Here is a 19,134-nt window from a genome sequence, read left to right on the forward strand (position 1 = left end):
CCGCGCGCCGGCGNCCGGAAAACACATTAGTCAGAGCCGTATGCACAGCCTCGGGAGACGCTAGCGCCTGTCGATGCAGGGCGGATGTATTGGCTTCAGGACAGAGTAGATAGGCCGTACCCACCTGCACACCTGTCGCCCCCAGCGCCAGTGCCGCCTTGACCCCGGCCGGGCTGGCGATACCACCGGCGGCAATCACCCGGGGTGTTAAGACGATCTACCAACTGCGGCAGCAGGGCGAACAAACCGGTTTGCGTGCTCAGGTCATCGCTCAGGAACATTCCGCGATGACCACCGGCCTCAAGCCCCTGGGCAATCACCGCATCCACACCACGTGCTTCCAGCCACAAGGCTTCCTCCAGGGTGGTGGCACTGGAGAGGATCTTGCTGCCCCAGCTACGCACCTGCTCTAACAGCCGTTCATCGGGCAAACCAAAATGAAAGCTGACAACCGGTGGTTTAAATTCACTCAGTAGCGCGGCTGTATCGGCATTAAAAGGTGTACGTCCGGCGCCAGCTTGAATAACCTCTTGCCCAAGCTCTAACTCACGATAATAGGGTAACAGTGCCTGCTGCCAGCGAGCTTGTGTCGCGGCATCCGGCGCAGGCTGCGCATGACAGAAAAAATTTACATTGTAGGGTCGCGTGGTTGCCGTGCTGATGCGGCTTAACTCTGCAGCCAGGCTATCGGCGGTAAGCATGGCGCAGGGCAGGGATCCCAAACCCCCGGCCCCGGAAACCGCCAGGGTCAGATCACTACCCTGAACACCCGCCATAGGTGCTTGAATAATAGGCCATTGCATACCCAGATCTTCAGCAAACTTTGACACCTGTCGTCTCCTTATAAATTAACCAGACCCGCCATTAAAGCGGCCCCACTATAACAAACTAACCGGGTGATGCCTTTACCCCTAACGTCTGCGCCAGACATGATAACGCTGCAACCAGGCCAGCACTCGCTGCGGCGCATGGGCTTTTTTCCAGTTACCTGCGGCAAATTTATTGCCCTCAGTCAGGGTTGGATAAATATGGATAGTGCCGAGCAGTTTATTCAAACCCAGCCCATGTTTCATCGCCAGCACAAACTCAGCTATCAAATCACCGGCATGCGGTCCCACCAGGGTCACCCCGAGGATTTTGTCTTTACCCGGTGGTGTCAGAACTTTAATAAAGCCATAGGCCTGGCTGTCAGCAATGGCTCTATCCAGATCGTCCAGAGCATAATGAGTTACCTCATAGGCAACTCCCTGAGCCTTCGCGTCCTGTTCATTCAACCCAACCCGCGCCACTTCAGGATCGGTAAACGTAGCCCAGGGCAGGTAGGTGTAATCCACCGGAAAACGCTTAAACTCACCGAACAGGGCATTCACTGTGGCATGCCAGGCCTGGTGTGAAGCCGCATGGGTAAACTGATAAGGACCGATCAAATCACCGCAGGCATAGATATTGGGATAGAGCGTCTGCAGATAGCTGTTGGTATCAATACCCTTGGCCTGATCCGGAAGTAACCCCAGGGTCTCCAGTCCATAGCCATGCAGCCGCGGCTTGCGCCCCACGGCAAGCAGCAGCCGGTCAAACCCGATACGCTCTTCATCGCCAGTGGCATTTTTAACCAGCAAGTACGACTGACCTGTTTGCGCATCGGTTTCAACAGCCAGCGCTTGATGATTCAGACGCAGATCAACCCCTTCACTGCGCAACTTCATCATCACCGCTTCACTGGCATCGGCATCCTCACGGGGCATGATCCGTTCACCCCGTTCTACCTGAATCACCTGAGACCCCAGACGCTGAAAAGCCTGACTCAACTCACAGCCTATGGGGCCACCACCCAGTACCAATAACCGTTGTGGCAGGGTGTCCAGCGACCAGAGGTTTTCAGAGGTCAGATAATCTATGTCTGCCAGCCCCGCTAAATCAGGCAGCAGCGGTTCGGCTCCAGTCGCAAGAATAATAGCGCGAGAGGACACCCGCTCGACTTTGCCATCAGGGTAGCGAATATCGACTTCCCATGGGCTAACCAGTGTGGCGGTACCTTGACGAACATCCACACCGAGGCCCTGAAAACGTTCAACCGAATCATGTGGCTCAATGGTTTCGATCACCTTATGCACGCGCTGCATCACCGCTTTGAAATCTATATCGGGCGTATGCGGGGTTATACCGAAGCGCTCCGCTTCACGCATTTCCTGAGCCAAGCGGGCGGTGCGAATCAAGGCTTTAGACGGTACGCAACCGGTATTCAGGCAGTCCCCCCCCATCTGGTGTTTTTCCACCAGGATCACCCTGGCTTTAACCGCTGCCGCAATATAAGCCGCGACCAGTCCCCCACTACCAGCACCAATCACCAGCAGATTGGTATCAAACTGACGAGGCTTGGTCCAAACTGCCATAGACTTTCGATTCTTTATGATTGTAAGTACTCGCTTAGCCACTATAGGAAAAATGCCTAGCAGCACAAAAGCACCCAGTAGCCCCGGTGAGAGCACATCACCGGGAGCGCTGATCTGCGCCAGCTGCGTGCCCGCATTCACATACACCAGAGTGCCGGCGATCATCCCCAGTTGACTGACCCACCAGAACGTCCAGACTTTCATCTGCGTCAGGCCCATGGCCAGATTCAGTACGAAGAAAGGCACTGCGGGTACCAGGCGTAAGGCAAACAGGTAAAACGCACCTTCGCGTTGAATCCCGCTATCGAGTTTTTGCATCTGACGACTGAAACGCTGCCGCACCCAATCATGTAACAGAAAGCGTGACACCAGCATCGCCAGCGTAGCGCCCAGTGTGGAAGCGAAAGATACCAACAAAAACCCCCAGCCCAGTCCGAAAACCGCCCCTCCAGCCAGAGTCATAATCGCCGCTCCCGGCAAAGACAGGGCGGTCACACCGACATAGATCAGAAAATACACCAGGCTAAGCAATACAGGCCTGGCATCACGCAGTGCAATCAGTTCATTCTGCTGTCGCTTCAGGTTGTCAAAGCTCAAAACCTCCAGCCAGCCGAGCTGCCAGATCACTAGGCCAGAGGCCAACAGTATCAGCAGCAGCCCTATTTTTTTACTCATAACCGGTACCTTATTCTGTGTAGATGTACTGTATGGGTCGGCACTTATGCAAATACCTTACACAAGCCTCTCAAATTTCTATAGCTAAGCCAGTCTCGCAAGCCAGAGTAACTCCATAAGGTTTTCAAACACACCAGCCGTTGTTAACTCTAGAGTATGACCCTGTTATCACGCATAGTTCAGTCAAATCTTTTCCCGGATAGTGCTTTAGTATCATGGCTCTTGCCTCTTCGCCTTATTCGTGGCAATTCACCCATATAATGTGTAGGATTGAAACAATATCCATGTAGCTTGTGACGTAATTTGGGGGCTTTTGCGGTCTTAGGTAAGTTTCTTATTCCAGCGAAAGGACAAGATGGTTTTATTGAGAACTGCTGAATGACAACAAAACAAAACGCAGTAGATAATAAGTTAATTCACGGCAAGGCTACTGCAGCAAAAAAGCGAGCCGACAAGAGCGGAAACAAGCCGGAAACAAGGGTCGTGGCGGGTAAACGTCCCTATATTGTCGGTATTGGTTCCTCCGCCGGTGGGCTTGAAGCACTAACCAATCTGATCAGTGCACTACCCACAGATCTTGGTGCCAGTTATGTGGTGATTCAGCACCTTTCACCTACCCACCGCAGTATGATGGCACAGCTGCTTGGGCGTGAAACAGCCATGGCGGTACTGGAGATCGAAGACGGTGTAACCCCCCAGGCAGACACTATTTATGTAACGCCTCCAAGTCACAATGTGATGCTGAAAGCTGGCCAGTTCTCACTAATTGAAGGCCCGCGCCAAACCCTGCCTCGTCCCTCGGTAAATACCTTTTTTACTTCTCTCGCCAATGGTAAAGGCGAGGATGCTATTGGTGTGATCCTTTCCGGCACAGGATCAGACGGAGCGGCAGGATTACGCGAGATTAAAGCGGCTGGTGGATTTACCTTTGCCCAGGAACCCGGTACAGCCAAATACTCTGGCATGCCCCAGGCGGCAATTGATACCGGCTGTACCGATGCCGTATTACCCCCGGAATCGATTGCCAACGAAATTGCCCTGATCACCCGCACCCACGGTGCCGTTTCACTTACTCCCAAACCGGCAACTGCCGCGACCTCCCTGAAAAAGCTATTAATAAAGGTCAAGCAGCATACCCACATCGATTTTGGCGGATACAAGGAAGGCACGGTTATCCGGCGTATTGAACGCCGTCTTGCAGCACGCCGCGTAAGTTCACTGGAAGATTATCTTATTCTGGTTGAAAGCGACACGGATGAATTAGACAGATTATGTAAGGATATCCTGATTTCGGTGACCGCCTTTTTTCGTGATCGCGAAGCCTTTGAGGTTTTACGAACATCCTTACAAGCCATGCTGCAGGAAAAGCAGCCGGGTGACGAGATCCGTCTTTGGGTTGCCGGTTGCGCGACAGGAGAAGAGGCCTATACCCTGGCCATCCTGCTTGCCGAGCTGCTGGGACCAAATCTGGTGCATTACCGTATTCAGATTTTTGCCACCGATATTGACATGAATGCCCTGGCTATTGCGCGGCGTGGTTCCTATAACGAAACAGTGCTCAATGACATGGATGATGAGCTGTTGAATCGTTATTTTACCCGTTCTACAGGTAATCACTTTGAAATTTCCCGAACCCTGCGTGAGATGGTGGTAGTAGCACGACAGGATATTATTCAGGACCCTCCATTCCTGCGTCTTGACCTGGTCAGTTGTCGTAATGTGCTGATCTATTTTAATGCGGACCTGCAAGCCAAAGTACTATCAACCTTCCACTATGGCTTACGAACGGGGGCGCTGCTTTTTCTCGGCAAATCCGAAGGAATCGCCCACCAGGAAAACCTGTTTACACCAGCAGACAAATCGGCCCACCTGTTCCGTCGTCAAGCGGGTGAGGGGCGTTTGCTTTCCACCAGCTTCCGGCTGCCGGATGTGCGCCGCCAGAGTTCGAATATGCCCCGCTCTTCGGACAGCGAGCAGCGCTTGCTGGATGTAGCGATCAAGCACTATATCCCGCCGGCCGTATTGATCAATTCCAGTTATGAGATTCAGCATATCCATGGGGATGTGTCGCCCTACCTGTCTATCGGTGCAGGCAGGCCCAGCACCAATCTGCAGCAGTTAATCAAGCAGGAATACCGTACCGACCTGCAACTACTGGTTCATCAGGTAGAACACAAGTTAAATGCTGCCTACGGGCGTCCTTACGGAATCAAGATCCCGGACGGGATGATCCATGCTCGAATGGCAGTACACCCTCTGGAACAGGGGGTTACCAATACCTTTTTTCTGGTCTGCTTTGAACCCACAACTGAGCCTCAAGCACCTGATCCCCAATCAGCACTGACTTATGGTGCTAAGGAGGGCCACGACATCAAGGTGCTTGAAGATGAGCTGAACATTACCCGCGAACGCCTGCAAACTGTTATTGAAGAGCTGGAAACCTCAAATGAGGAGATGCAAGCGCTTAATGAAGAGGTTCAGGCTGCCAATGAGGAGCTGCAATCATCTAATGAAGAACTGGAATCTTCTAATGAGGAATTACAGTCGACTAACGAAGAGCTGACAACTGTAAATGATGAGTTGCAGCTTCGTTCCGCCGAGTTAGCTGAAGCGTTGAATGATCTGGAAAAAATCCAGAACAGTGTCGGCTTCCCAATTCTGGTCTGTAATGCGGCTATGGAGCTGACCCGCTTCAACAGTCCTGCTGCGGATGTCTTTTCGCTGGTGGGCAAATCCATAGGCCAGGCTATCCCGTCCCTGCGTTTACCGAAAGGCATGAAAGATATCTCGGCATGGGTCAATCTGGCTATAGAAGACAATATCAGCATTGAAGAACCGATTTACACCAATGATCGCCACTACCTGCTACACATCGCACCCTATGAGAAAACGCTGCTAGCCGGTACGCGTGGTGCCATTATCGTTTTGATGGATCAAACCGAACAGATGAATCAGGAGCGGGAGATCAGCGAGAGTCGTCAGCAATTGATGGCGATTATGAATAATTCCACAACGATCATCACTCTCAAGGATCTGACAGGACGGTATGAGTTTGTTAACGCCCAGTTTGAAAAAGTGTTTGGTCTGCATGCCCAGGATGTCATAGGCAAAACCGATGCTCAGCTCTTTTCTGCCAAAATATCCGATGAATTACGTAGCCGCGACCTGGATGTGGCTCGCAAGGCCGCGTCAGTTGAATCTGAAGATGTGATCGATTTGATCGATGGCGAGCATTATCTGATGTCAGTACGCTTCCCGTTATTTGATGCCGATGCAGTTATTCAGAGTATCTGCACCCAGTCCATCGATATCACCTCACGCAAACATGCTGAAGAGCAGTTGCGTCTGGCCGCACGGGTCTTTGACCGGGCCGGTGAAGGGATTGTTGTCACTGATACATCACAAACAATTCTGACTGTGAATGATGCCTTCACCAAGGTCACCGGTTATGCGGCTGCAGAAGTATTAGGTAAAACACCAGCTATACTCAACTCTGGTCGTCATGACAAGGAGTTCTACCAGACTATGTGGGATACCCTGCAGGAGCATGGCTGGTGGCAAGGCGAAATATGGAACAAGCGAAAAAATGGTGAACTTTATCCCGAATGGCTGACCGTGAATACGGTGCACAACCCTGACGGCAAGATCATCAACTATGTGGGTATTTTCAGCGATATCACTGTGATCAAGGAGTCTCAGCACCGTATCGAGTTCCTCGCAACCCACGATGAGATGACCTCACTTCCCAATCGCGGCCTTTTCCTTGATCGTGTACATCAGATGGTGATGAGAGCACGGCGTGATCAGAACACCCGTGCGGCAGTTTTCTTTGTCGACCTGGATAACTTCAAGGTAATCAATGACTCACTCGGCCATCAAGCCGGTGATGACATGCTCAAGGAAGTGGCGATTCGTTTGCGTGACTGTGTCCGGGGTGCCGATACAGTAGCGCGTTTTGGCGGTGATGAGTTTGCCCTGTTACTGGAAGGTGCTACTGCAACAGAAGCCGAGATCACCGCAGGGCGTATTGCAACTGCCCTGGCAACCCCTATCTCCTTGTCTGGGCAGGCGATCCATATTAGCGCGAGCATCGGGATCAGCCTGTTTCCTGAAGATGGCGATGATGCAGACACCCTGCTCAAGCACGCTGATGGCGCCATGTACAAGGCCAAGGATGTAGGTAAATGCACCCACTGTTTCTTTACCAGCGACCTGAAAAAATCGGCAGATGAACGTCTGCAACTGGAAAATGGTCTGCGCCTGGCAATTGAGCGGGATGAGTTGTTTCTGCTTTATCAGCCACAACTGGCACTGAGTAGCGGCGAGTTGATCGGTGTTGAAGCCTTGTTGCGCTGGCAGCATCCGGTACTGGGTTTGATCCCACCCGACAAGTTTATCCCCTTGGCAGAAAAAACCGGTCTAATCAATGTAGTAGGAGAGTGGGTGGCCGAAAACGCCTGCCGTCAAGCAGCCGCATGGATCGAGCAGGGCTACGGGTTACCCAGGATTTCGATCAATGTTTCGGCAGAGCAGTTTCGCCGTGGTGATATTCCACTATCCATGCGAAATCTGCTGGAAAAATACCGGCTCGCTCCTGAAAGTCTGGTTATTGAACTGACCGAGACAGCGTTAATGGTCGACCCTGAACAGGCCCAAAAAATATTGCGCAAACTCAAGGATATGGGACTGCGGGTAAGTATCGATGACTTTGGCACGGGCTACTCATCATTGGCGCATTTACGTCGCTTTCCGATAGATGAACTCAAGATTGATCGCAACTTCGTCGATGAGGTAGCCTCCTGTCAGGATGATCGGGCCATCGCCCGGACCATCCTGCGATGGCCGATACTTTGAATCTCTCGGCAGTAGCAGAGGGGATAGAGACTCAGGAGCAATGCAATGTGCTGCATGAGCTGGGATGTCCATCAGGTCAGGGGTATCTTTTTGCCGCTGCAATCAGCGCCGAAGATGTTATGCGACGTTTTCCTATTATCCAAAAATAGTTACAGCGCCTCTGATTATTCGTGAGCAGATATCCTGCTCACCATCCAACTGATCGACGCTTGTTGGCTAATTTAATCATGAACTATTAACTCTGTTTGTCGTCTTATTAGTGCATCAACTTATTAATCAGGGTAACGCATGCAACCCAAACGGCAATTATTACACAAGTACATCGGTAGCCTTATGCTGCTGTTGCTTGTTATTGCCATGTTTCCAGCCAACCTTGTTGCTGCCTCGCCCCTGGCTACTGAACATCACCAGGTAACAGCGCATCCTTGTGATGCACAGTACTCCTCCACTCAGTTTTCCGAATCTACCCAGCCAGACTCAGGCACACTCGTGACTGATATATGTCAGGGGGAGGGTTGCCTGCAATGCAGTACTTGTGCAGCGGTTAACCTGACCATCAGCAGTACCGACGAACCACCACTGGCATGGAAACAATATTATCTAAGCCATCAGGGCAGTGAAACGACCCAGCGTTTAGAACGTCCGCCCAAAAGCTGATTCAGACCCGGTAAACAGATCTGACCTTACCTCTGAAAAGGCTGAACACTATGATACGTCGAGACTTTATGCGCCTGGGTGCGCTGGGACTTTTAACCCTGACACCGCTTGCCTCAATTGCCATGTCCAAACACCACCAGGGTTCTGGTGTTGATCTTAAAATACGCCAACTACCAGAACACCTGCCCCTAAGGCAGCTACCTGAAATAGAGAATCTGGCCAGCGGTAATGTTTTTAAAGCCAGACTCAGCGTTGCTGCGACGCCGGTCGAGCTAACCGGGCCGGAGAAAACACAACTCTGGCTGTATAATAACCAGATCACCCCGCTGATCCAGGTAACCGAAGGGGATCATGTGGAAGTCCAGGTGGACAACCACCTGCACCAACCAACGACGGTGCACTGGCATGGCCTGAAAGTTCCAAACTCGGAAGATGGTGGTCCGCATGACCTGATAGCCCCGCATCAGAGTCGGACTTACCGCTTTCAGGTGAAACCAGGTGACGCAGGACTGCACTGGTTTCACCCCCATCCACATGCATACCTGGCCGACCAGATCGCACACAGCATGGCGGCTGCCTTTCTGGTAAAACCCTACCAGGACCCCATGCCTGCGCTACCCAGCTATTTGTTGATGGTAACCGACTTACGCCTGGACGCTCAGGGACAGGTTGCCCCACATACCCATGTAGACTGGGTGAACGGTCGAGAGGGGGATATATTGCTGGTGAATGGCCAGCGTAATCCTAAACTGGAGCTGGCACCTGGCAGCACCCTGCGGCTACGGATGATCAACGCCTGTGCCGGACGCTACCTGCGTCTGGCACTGGACAAGCACACTATACAACTCATCGGTACCGACGGCGGTTATCTGGAGCAGCCAGTGGAGCTGGAGGAACTGCTACTGGTTCCCGGCCAGCGCTGTGATATGTTGATCAAGCTCAGTCATGAGCCCAACCAATCCTTTGCGCTGCAAACACTCCCTTATGACCGCGACTGGATGGGACCGAGACCGGCACACTACCTGACAACAGAAACCCTGATGACCCTGGCAACCAACGCGGCCACTCGGGCCCCGGCAATTGCACTGCCACAACGCTTGACTGAGATTAAGCCCTTGGCAGAAGCCGAAGTCCATCGTCTGTTAGAGCTGTCTGAGGTCATGCCTGGCCATGCTATGTCATCAATGGGTCACAATCAGGAAAGTACCACTAGCCCCCAAGGCCATGGCGGGCATAGCATGCACGGCAACCAGGGTCAGCATAGCCCCGCAGGCATTATGACAGGGCGTCCCCCGATTGAATTTCTAATCAATGGCGAATCCTTTACCCCCGGCCGGATCATGTTTACCGGCAAGGTCGGACAGCTTGAGGAATGGGAGGTTTTCAACAATTCACATATGGACCATCCCTTCCATATTCACGGTACCCATTTTCAGGTGGTTGCCGAACAGGATGCAGCCGGGGCTTGGCAAATACCGGCTTACCGCGCTTGGCGGGACACAGTGAATTTGCTACCAAACCAGCGCCTGAAATTACGCCTGGTATTTAATGAGCCCGGGGAGTGGATGTTCCACTGCCATATTATTGAACATGAAGAACTGGGTATGATGGCCAGTATACTGGTGCAATAACCCGTTAAGGAGAAAATGATGAAAACCAAGTTTGCAATAATTACTACCGTCTTGCTCAGTGCCTTAGGCTTATCTTGATCAGTGCTAACAGCTCGGCTGAACCGACCATGCAGGTCTACAAGAGTGAAACCTGTGGTTGCTGTCAGGACTGGATAGAGCATATCGAAGCGGCCGGTATTCCTGTTGAAAGCACCAATTTGAACGCTATGAACAACAAGAAAATGGAGCTGGGTGTACCTCCACAACTGGCATCCTGCCATACCGCTGTGATAGATGGCTATGTGATCGAAGGGCATGTACCGGCTTCGGATATCCTACGCCTGCTGCGTGAAAAACCCGCCGTTACCGGCCTCACAGTACCCGGTATGCCGCACGGCTCACCGGGTATGGAAACCGGCAAGGAAGATCACTATCAGGTGCTGGCATTTGACAGCAAAGACGAAAGCATAAACGTCTGGTCTGAGTATAATCAGCCTGATCCCAGCCAATCATGATCCACGCAACACCGGAGGTGCTTTACTTGAGAGCACCTCCAGTTTCATCCCCGTAGCAATCAGGCCCGGCTGCAATACCAGCAAATTCTGCCCAAAGATGGCACCACCTGTCTCCAGACGTCGATGCGCCAGCAAGGTCCGTAAGGGTTCCTGTGTCCGATCAAAGTCCCGACTGCCAGGAGGCAGGGTAATCAACTTACAGCGCTCGCAGGGTGAATGCACTCTAAGACGCACATCACCTATAGCAATATCCAACCAGCCATCTTCGGCAAACGGCAGGCTACCGGACACCACTAAATTGGCACGGAACTGCTGCTTATCCACAGGCACGGGACAACGTGTCTGTAACCAGTCGAGTGAGGCCTCAGAGGTCAGCAACAGCGGGTAACCATCTGCAAAACCCACCTGCGCATCGTCACAGTCTTTAACCGGTCGATGGCTTTGCTGGCCAAAATACACCAGTCGGCAATCTATCCCCAGAAAATGGCTAATCCAGGTATTAGCGCTGTCACCACAGGACTGCGCGGCAACCGTCTGCTTCCAGACCACCACATCTTGATACACTTCAGGAAAGTCAGCGGGTTGCAGATGTAGAGCAGGAAAACCCTCAGCCGCCAACATCATTCCATCACCCACCGGGGTAGCCAGCAGGTGCGTCAGGGCCGGATAGCGTCGCGCGGTAATAAACTGTCCATCGGGATCAGTCAGCATATAACGCCGGTCAGCATCCAATCCCTGTGGACCCACCCAGGCACGGCTCACCCGCAGCGGCGCACTAGACTTCACCGGATAGATAAACAGATCCGTTACAACCCCATCAGTCATCCTGTTCATCCTCTTCTTCCCGTTTCAGAAACTTACCCACATACCAGCAACTGGCTTCAATCTGATAATCATGTTCGCGTGCCCAAGCCAGCCCGGCACGCACCAGCTGTTCTGCGAGCCCTCGTCCCCGCAGGGATTCCGGTACGTAGGTATGAGTAAAATTAATCCGAGTGCCACGAATAACATAATCCAGAACCGCATCAATACCCGCGTCAGTCATGATAAAACGTTGTTGTGAAGGTTGATGTTCAATCACAGGAATTCCTTTATTGTCATAGAATATAAGTCAAGTATTACTCACCCGGAAAAGCAACACAACTTACCCCCTGTAGAGCCTTGCCAGCCACCCCTCACTCAGACTGGACATAACCACGCAATTGCTTAAGAATACTGACATCACATTGGTGCTCGGCTGCGAGCCTGGCCAATGGCCTGAACCCACTCCCAACGCAAGGATACCGCGCATGGAACTGTCTACGATTATCTTCATTGTGGTTGTTGCTGTTGTTGTCTTTTATACCATCAGTATCTTTAACCGCCTGGTGGCGTTGAAGAACCGTTTTGAAAATGCTTTTTCACAGATTGAAGTGCAGCTAAAACGACGCTATGACCTGATACCTAACCTGGTAGAAACCGCCAAGGGTTATATGCAGCATGAGCGGGAAACGCTGGAAGCCGTGACTGCGGCACGCAATACCGCTATGGCCAGTTTACAGGCAGCGGCATCCAATCCGGGCAGTGCCGCCGCCATCGGTGAGTTGATGAGTTCAGAAGGTGCACTGCAAAGTGCACTGAGTGGGCTCAAAGTGACCATGGAAGCCTATCCGGATCTGAAAGCCTCTGAAAATATGCAGCAGCTATCCGAAGAGCTGATCAGTACTGAAAACCGGGTATCCTTTGCACGCCAGGCTTTCAATGATGCGGTGATGGCTTACAACACCTACAAGCAGAGTTTTCCACAGCGGGTGTTTGCTACCACCTTTGGTCATGCGGAAGATGCGTCACTGCTGGTGTTTGAAGACAGCGCCGAAATTCAGGCCGCACCTAAAGTGTCCTTTTAACTCCGATGAATTTTTTTGAGCACCAGGACCGCGCCAAGCGCAAAACGCTACAGCTGGTGGTGCTGTTTATTCTGGGTGTCATCAGCCTGATACTCACCCTGACACTGGCAGTAGGCGCCTTTCTGTATTTTCAACAGGGCTCAGCGGGAGCTACAGGACAAGGACAGTCCTTGCCACCCGTCAGTCAGGTACTCTCTACTGAACAGCTTCCACTGCTTGCAGGTATCGCTCTGGCCGTCTGTGCCGTTGTGTTGCTAGGCTCCTTGTTCAGACGCATGCAGCTGGGCAGTGGCGGTCATACCGTGGCCGAAGCCCTCGGTGGCCGCTTGCTCAATACCGCTACCCGCGATGCCAACGAGAAACGCATACTTAATGTGGTAGAGGAGATGGCACTGGCTTCGGGTATTGCCGTGCCCCCGGTGTATCTGTTGGATGATGATTCCATTAATGCCTTTGCCGCGGGGTTTAACCCACAGGATGCGGTTATCGGCATTACCCGTGGTGCCATAGAGCTGCTCAGTCGTGATGAACTGCAGGGAGTTATTGCCCATGAGTTCAGCCATATACTCCACGGTGATATGCGCCTGAATATCCGTCTGATTTCCTGGTTGTACGGTATTTTGCTGCTGGGGTTGATCGGGCGCTTTCTTCTCAGCAGCCTGCGCTTCCGCCGGGTCCGCTCTTCGCGTAATGACAAGAGTGCGGCGGTAATGATGCTGCTCGGTGTTGGATTACTGATTGTCGGTTATGCCGGTTCTTTCTTTGGTAACCTGATCAAAGCCGCCGTGAGCCGACAACGCGAGTTTCTCGCCGATGCCTCCGCTGTTCAATATACCCGCAACCCGCTAGGCATTGCCGGGGCGTTGAAAAAAATCGGTGGGCATTATGCTGGCTCCAGTCTGAATGCGCCCGGTGCCAATGAATTCAGCCATATGTATTTCGGCAGTTCCGGCAGCTCCGGCCTGACCTCATTGCTGGCTACCCACCCGCCACTGGAAGAACGCATCAAGCGGGTTGATCCTGGCTGGAAGGGCGATCTGCCGCAGCCTGAACGTATGACACAAGAACCGATACAAGAACCGACCGATTCAGGCGACAGGAAAGCGTCGGCTCTGGCCGCGATGGCCATGGCCGCAAGCAGCGTGAATGCTCAACAGGCGGCTCAGCACTCCATAGCGGCGATGGGCGATCCAGATGCCGCACATTTGGCCTATGCCACAATCTGCTTGAAGCACTGGATGATCAACTACAGGCCGCCGCACACGAACCTTTCTCGGCCAGGGCTTTGATCTACGGCCTGCTGCTCAGTGATGATGCACAGATACGTGAACAGCAACTGATACAGCTTGAGCAGGAGGCTCATCCAGATACCTACGCTATGTTACAACGGCACCTGAATGCGCTGATTTCATTGGATGCGCGCCTGCGGCTGCCGCTGACAGACCTGGCCCTGCCCGCACTGAAACAGCTGACGGCTGATCAATATCAGACTTTCAAGTCCTGTATGGATCTGTTAATCCGGGCCGATAACAAGTTCAGTCTGTTTGAATGGTCGTTGCGTAAAATAGTTATTCGCAACCTGGAAAGCCGTCGTCAAAGCACCAAACGCTTCAAGCTGAAAGACTGCCACCCAGAAATGCAACGCCTGATCACTTTACTTGCTCACGCAGGCCAGAGTGATCAAGCAGCGGCATCGGCGGCTTACCAGGCAGCCGCTACACAGCTTCAATTACATGATGATTTCAGTAGATCAGAGCGCCCTGGACTGAAACAACTGGAGCTGGACCTGAACAAACTGGCACAACTGCGGCCACTGCAAAAACCCGCACTGTTGCAGGCACTGGTCACCTGTGCCAGCCATGATGGCAGGATCAGTGTCACTGAAGCCGAACTGCTGCGGGCAATAGCTGACTGCCTCGATTGCCCCTTACCCCCTCTACTTGCTGACAAGGACACCCATGGCGCTTAAAGCCCAGGTTATTAAAGCCCAGTTGCAAATCGCTGATATGGATCGACATCACTATCAGGATTATGCCCTGCGACTGGCACAACACCCCTCGGAAACCGATGAACGCCTGATGATCAGGTTGCTGGCCTTTGCCCTGAACGCGTCGGAGCAGCTTGAGTTTGCCCGTGATCTGAGCGGTGAAGGCGGGGCAGAACTCTGGGCACCCAATCTGCATGGCGGTATCGATCTGTGGATTATTTTCGGTCAGGTGGATGAAAAATGGCTGCGTAAAGCCAGCCAGCAGGCCGGACAAGTGAAAGTCTATACCTATGGCGGTCGCAGTGTGCCTATCTGGTGGCAGCAAAACCAGCAGGCCTTGCAACGCTACGAAAATCTGGAAGTCTGGGAAATCACCGATGACAGCGTCAAGGCGTTAGGGGCATTGGCAGACCGTAATCTACAGCTGCAGATCAGTATCAATGAAGGTCAGGTATGGATTGCCGATGCCAAAACCAGTGTGGCTCTGGAACCCAAATTACTCAAAGGCTTTAAGGCCTGATCCCTGAAGCGGAATCAGGCCACTGGTTTTTCTGAACAGCGAATCAAATCAGTCAAATCAGTTAAATAAGTGCTCAGGACGGGAAGGAGAACTGCGCCCCTTCACGCACACCGGATGATGGCCAGCGCTGGGTAATGGTTTTGCGGCGGGTGTAGAAACGCACGCCATCCGGACCATAGGCAAACAGATCCCCAAACAGCGAACGTTTCCAGCCGCCGAAGCTATGGTAGGACACAGGTACTGGCAGAGGCACGTTAATACCCACCATACCCACCTGGATGTTATCACTGAAATAACGTGCTGCTTCACCATCACGGGTAAACAGGCAGGTACCATTGCCGTATTCATGTGCATCGATCAGATCCATCGCAGCCTGCATGGAATCCACACGCACGACCACCAATACCGGCCCAAAAATTTCCTCTTCGTAGCAGCGCATACCGGGTTTGACCTGATCGATCAGCGTACCACCGACAAAAAAGCCGCTGGCATCACCGACCGCCGGGTTACGGCCATCCACCACTAGCACAGCACCTTCTTCCTCAGCACTGTGAATATAGCCTTCCACCTTGGCTTTATGGGCTTCGGTGATCAATGGGCCAAAGTCATTACTGCTATCGGTGTAAGCGCCCACTTTCAGACTCTGCATCCGCTGACGCAGCTTGGCAACCAGCGTATCGGCCGCTTCATCACCGACCGCTACCGCGACAGAGATCGCCATGCAGCGCTCACCTGACGAACCGAAGGCGGCACCCGTCAGTGCTTCCACAGCGTTATCCATATCGGCATCCGGCATAACGATGGCGTGGTTTTTAGCTCCGCCCAGTGCCTGACAGCGTTTGCCATGCGCAGAGGCCGTCTGATAGACATACTCAGCAATCGGTGTGGAACCAACGAAGCTGACGGCGGCTATATCTGGGTGAGTCAGCAGAGTATCCACAGCTTCCTTATCACCATTGACCACATTCAATACACCAGCAGGCAAACCCGCCTGAAGCAGTAACTGAGCAATCAGCAGGGTGGAGGAGGGATCACGCTCTGAAGGCTTGAGGATAAAACAGTTACCTGACACGATCGCCAGCGGATACATCCACAGTGGCACCATGGCGGGGAAGTTGAACGGCGTGATGCCGGCGACTACGCCCAGCGGCTGCATTTCACTCCAGGAATCGATGCCTGGGCCAACATTTTTGCTGTGTTCACCCTTAAGCAGCTCCGGGGCATAGCAGGCATATTCAACATTTTCGATACCACGCTGCAGTTCACCCATGGCATCGTGCGAAATTTTGCCATGCTCCAGTCCGATCAGGCGAACGATCTCGTCCGCATTGGCTTCCAGCAGTTCCTTAAAGCGAAACATCACCCGGGCACGCTTGGCCGCTGGCGTGTTACGCCAGGCCGGGAAGGCCGCTTTGGCGCTGGCAATAGCCTGTTCAACTGTCGCTGTTGAAGCCAGCAGTACATCGGCATGTGCCGACCCGGCCGAGGGGTTATACACAGGCTGGTGTCGCCCTTCGGGGGTAACCAGCTCGCCGTTAATCAGGTGTCCAATCGGGTTCATTCGTGTCTCACTTCTTTAATCGGGTTATTCGGTTTCGTTGATCGCATCGCCCAATGCATTGATCAATAAATCTATTTCTTCTTTATCCACAGTAAATGGCAGGCCGAGTTGAATCGTGTCACCGCCGTAGCGGACATAAAAGCCTTTATCCCAGCACTTCATCGCTATCTGATAAGGCCGCTTCAGGGGTTCACCCGGTGCCGGCGCAATAGTCAACGCACCCGCCAGACCATAGTTACGAATATCGGTGATATGCTGAGTGCCTTTCAGACTGTGCAGCGCCTGCTCAAATACCGGCGCCATACTGGCCGAGCGCTGTATTAGTTGCTCACTTTCCAGCAGATCCAGTGCCGCCAGCCCAGCCGCGCAGGCCACCGGATGCGCCGAATAGGTATAACCATGTGGCAGTTCCAGCAGATAGTCCAGTCCACCCTGTTCCATAAAGGTGGTATAGATCTCTGAACGAACCACCACCGCGCCCATAGGCACAGCACCGTTAGTCATCTGTTTGGCAATATTCAGTATATCCGGTTTGACGCCAAAAGCTTCTGCACCTGTCTTGGTGCCGCAACGTCCGAAGGCGGTAATGACTTCATCAAAGATCAACAGAATATTGTGCTGATCACAGATTTCCCGCAAGCGTTGCAGGTAACCAACTGGCGGGGGAATAACACCGGCGGAACCGGCCATAGGTTCTACTATCACCGCGGCTATATTGGAGGCATCATGCAGGGTAATCAGTTCCAGCAGCTCATTGGCCAGCTCAGCGCCGGTTTTCGGCATACCCCGGGTAAAGGCATTTTCTTTAAGTATGGTGTGCGCCAGATGGTCCGCTTCCACCGCCTGACCGAACAGCGCACGGTTAGCGCCTATGCCACCGACACTGATGCCACCGAAATTCACCCCATGATAGCCCTTGATCCGGCCAATCAGACGGGTTTTCGACGGCATGCCTTTCTTGCGCCAGTAAGCACGGGCAATTTTTAACGAGGTGTCGGCACTTTCCGACCCGGAACCGGTGAAAAACACATGGTCCAGACCTTCCGGCATAAACTCCACCACCCGGTTGGCCAGTTGGAAGGCTTTCGGATGGCCAAACTGAAACGCCGGGGAGTAATCCAGCTGTTTCAACTGTTGACTGACCGCCTCGGCAATTTCCGGACGGTTATGACCGGCACCACAGCACCACAGACCAGAGAGGCCATCGAAGATACGTCGACCTTCAGCATCGATATAGTATTTGTCGTCGGCCCCGACAATCATGCGCGGGTTGTCTTTGAACTGACGGTTGCCGGTATAGGGCATCCAGTAGGCTTCTAACTGATCACGGCTCAAACCAGCGGCTTTGTTATCCGACATAATGGCATCTCCAGGTGCCGGTACAGGTTTCCGACACAGCGATAGTAATAATAAGTGCAACCAGTGTGAGCCGGACGTTAGGTTTTTAAAATATTTATTTAGTTATCTTTACTTAACCTTTTAGTTAACTAAAAGGTTGGCTAAACTAAAACTCTTTAACTGTTAAAGCATTAGCATGAAAACATTAAAACCCGCCTTATCTGCCAGGTAGCCGATGCCGATATCCGCTTATTGCGGATTTTTCGTAACGTTGTCGAACGGGGCGGTTTTGCCGCCGCAGAAGCGGACCTGAACATCAGTCGCGCCGCTATCAGTACCGCCATGTCCGATCTGGAACAACGCCTGTCATTACGTTTGTGCCAACGTGGTCGTAGTGGCTTTTCCCTGACAGAAGAGGGCCGCGAGGTCTATGCCTACAGCCTGCAACTTCTGTCAGCACTGGAAGATTTCCGTACCCAGGTCAACAGCCTGCATGCACACTTGAAAGGGGAGTTAAATATCGGCATCACCGATAATCTGGTGACCATGCCGAAAATGTATATCACCGATGCCATTGGTGCTATCAAGCACGCGGCCCCGAAGTGATGATCAATATCCGCATGGCCCCTCCCGCTGAGATTGAAGTTGCGGTGCTGGATGGGCGTTTGCATCTGGGTGTGGTCCCGGTCATCAAAGCCCTGCCAGGGCTAAATTATCTGGCACTTTACAGCGAGACCTCACAGCTCTACTGCAGCCATTCAAATGCGTTGTTCGGTAAAGAGACTGTAACGGACACTGAACTCAAGCGTATGGATGTAGTTGCTGCTGCCTATGCACAAACAGAACAAGCGCTGAATCATTACCAGTCACTGCATGTCAGCGCCACAGCCACTGACAGGGAAGGGATCGCCTTTCTGATATTAACTGGTCGTTATCTGGGTTTTCTACCCACCCATTATGCCGAGCGTTGGGTCAGGGAGGGAAAAATGCAGGCGATTGCACCTGCCCAACGTCAGTTCAGCACGGATTTTGCGGCGATTACCCGCAAGGGCAAGCGCCCCAATCTGATTTTAGAAACCTATCTGGAACTGTTGCAACACACCATTGAGAAAACAGCAGAGCATTGAGTGTGTTCAAC

Annotated in this window: 16 protein-coding genes and 1 pseudogene; 10 read left to right on the forward strand and 7 right to left on the reverse strand. The window is 52.6% G+C overall.

The features are described from left to right. From LH51_RS23420 to LH51_RS05695, 3 genes are all read right to left on the reverse strand, one after another. On the reverse strand, positions 1–181 hold a 181-nt coding region (locus LH51_RS23420; RefSeq protein WP_268746531.1), incomplete at its 3' end, for a nitronate monooxygenase. Continuing rightward, entirely contained in the window at positions 96–830 is a 735-nt protein-coding gene (locus tag LH51_RS05690; RefSeq protein ID WP_052063475.1) for an NAD(P)H-dependent flavin oxidoreductase, read from the reverse strand. The genes LH51_RS23420 and LH51_RS05690, both read right to left, overlap by 86 nt. An 81-nt stretch (positions 831–911) precedes the next feature. Further along, the gene (locus tag LH51_RS05695) at positions 912–3,068 is read right to left on the reverse strand and encodes an FAD-dependent oxidoreductase (RefSeq protein WP_036520627.1); all 2,157 of its coding nucleotides are present in this window, start codon (positions 3,066–3,068) and stop codon (positions 912–914) included. 378 nt (positions 3,069–3,446) lie between these two features. On the opposite strand from LH51_RS05695, the pseudogene LH51_RS18855 reads away from it, so the two are divergent. The 4 genes and pseudogenes from LH51_RS18855 to LH51_RS05715 all read left to right on the forward strand — a co-directional run bounded on the left by LH51_RS18855 (position 3,447) and on the right by LH51_RS05715 (position 10,704). Further along, positions 3,447–8,071, forward strand: a pseudogene (locus LH51_RS18855) (EAL domain-containing protein). 139 nt (positions 8,072–8,210) lie between these two features. Then, positions 8,211–8,579 carry a hypothetical protein gene (locus LH51_RS05705; protein ID WP_036520629.1) on the forward strand — a complete coding sequence of 123 codons (369 nt, stop codon included), beginning with the start codon at positions 8,211–8,213 and terminating at the stop codon, positions 8,577–8,579. Positions 8,580–8,629: 50 nt separating this feature from the next. Continuing rightward, a complete protein-coding gene (locus tag LH51_RS05710; RefSeq protein ID WP_052063477.1) occupies positions 8,630–10,210 on the forward strand; it encodes a multicopper oxidase family protein in 1,581 nt (526 codons plus the stop codon). Positions 10,211–10,317: 107 nt separating this feature from the next. Continuing rightward, complete coding sequence (locus tag LH51_RS05715) at positions 10,318–10,704, forward strand: DUF411 domain-containing protein (protein WP_144244189.1); 387 nt, start codon at positions 10,318–10,320, stop codon at positions 10,702–10,704. On the opposite strand, the gene LH51_RS05720 is transcribed toward LH51_RS05715, so the two are convergent. Together LH51_RS05720 and LH51_RS05725 are read right to left on the reverse strand one after the other, a co-directional pair. After that, the gene (locus LH51_RS05720) at positions 10,699–11,529 is read right to left on the reverse strand and encodes an MOSC domain-containing protein (protein ID WP_052063478.1); all 831 of its coding nucleotides are present in this window, start codon (positions 11,527–11,529) and stop codon (positions 10,699–10,701) included. The two genes, LH51_RS05715 and LH51_RS05720, sit on opposite strands and share 6 nt — an antisense overlap. Further along, positions 11,522–11,785, reverse strand: a complete 264-nt coding sequence (locus LH51_RS05725) for a GNAT family N-acetyltransferase (RefSeq protein ID WP_235263553.1) — start codon at positions 11,783–11,785, stop codon at positions 11,522–11,524. Before LH51_RS05725 ends, LH51_RS05720 begins: the two co-directional genes overlap by 8 nt. A 208-nt stretch (positions 11,786–11,993) precedes the next feature. On the opposite strand from LH51_RS05725, the gene LH51_RS05730 reads away from it, so the two are divergent. Genes LH51_RS05730 through LH51_RS05740 form a run of 4 tightly spaced genes read left to right on the forward strand, consistent with a single transcriptional unit; the run spans position 11,994 to position 15,097 of the window. After that, positions 11,994–12,590, forward strand: a complete 597-nt coding sequence (locus LH51_RS05730) for a LemA family protein (protein WP_200881883.1) — start codon at positions 11,994–11,996, stop codon at positions 12,588–12,590. 5 nt (positions 12,591–12,595) lie between these two features. Further along, the gene (locus LH51_RS05735) at positions 12,596–13,879 is read left to right on the forward strand and encodes a M48 family metallopeptidase (RefSeq protein WP_235263554.1); all 1,284 of its coding nucleotides are present in this window, start codon (positions 12,596–12,598) and stop codon (positions 13,877–13,879) included. After that, positions 13,876–14,559 (forward strand): hypothetical protein, encoded by a 684-nt coding sequence (locus LH51_RS22250; RefSeq protein ID WP_235263555.1) that lies wholly within the window; start codon positions 13,876–13,878, stop codon positions 14,557–14,559. Before LH51_RS05735 ends, LH51_RS22250 begins: the two co-directional genes overlap by 4 nt. Continuing rightward, positions 14,549–15,097 carry a YaeQ family protein gene (locus LH51_RS05740; protein ID WP_036520633.1) on the forward strand — a complete coding sequence of 183 codons (549 nt, stop codon included), beginning with the start codon at positions 14,549–14,551 and terminating at the stop codon, positions 15,095–15,097. Before LH51_RS22250 ends, LH51_RS05740 begins: the two co-directional genes overlap by 11 nt. Before the next feature lie 73 nt (positions 15,098–15,170). Here the strand turns inward: LH51_RS05740 and LH51_RS05745 are convergent, their stop codons facing one another. Together LH51_RS05745 and LH51_RS05750 are read right to left on the reverse strand one after the other, a co-directional pair. After that, positions 15,171–16,658, reverse strand: coding sequence for a CoA-acylating methylmalonate-semialdehyde dehydrogenase (locus LH51_RS05745; protein ID WP_036520635.1), 1,488 nt, complete (start codon positions 16,656–16,658; stop codon positions 15,171–15,173). Positions 16,659–16,682: 24 nt separating this feature from the next. Then, complete coding sequence (locus LH51_RS05750; protein WP_036520637.1) at positions 16,683–18,017, reverse strand: aspartate aminotransferase family protein; 1,335 nt, start codon at positions 18,015–18,017, stop codon at positions 16,683–16,685. 231 nt (positions 18,018–18,248) lie between these two features. Here LH51_RS05750 and LH51_RS24080 point away from each other — a divergent pair, with 231 nt between their 5' ends. Together LH51_RS24080 and LH51_RS24085 are read left to right on the forward strand one after the other, a co-directional pair. Further along, complete coding sequence (locus tag LH51_RS24080; RefSeq protein WP_327124374.1) at positions 18,249–18,602, forward strand: LysR family transcriptional regulator; 354 nt, start codon at positions 18,249–18,251, stop codon at positions 18,600–18,602. A gap of 14 nt (positions 18,603–18,616) precedes the next feature. Next, on the forward strand, positions 18,617–19,123 hold the full coding sequence (locus LH51_RS24085) for a substrate-binding domain-containing protein (protein WP_327124376.1): 507 nt from the start codon (positions 18,617–18,619) through the stop codon (positions 19,121–19,123). Positions 19,124–19,134: the final 11 nt, after the last annotated feature.

It is taken from the genome of Nitrincola sp. A-D6, assembly GCF_000764495.1.
Lineage (GTDB): Bacteria > Pseudomonadota > Gammaproteobacteria > Pseudomonadales > Balneatricaceae > Nitrincola.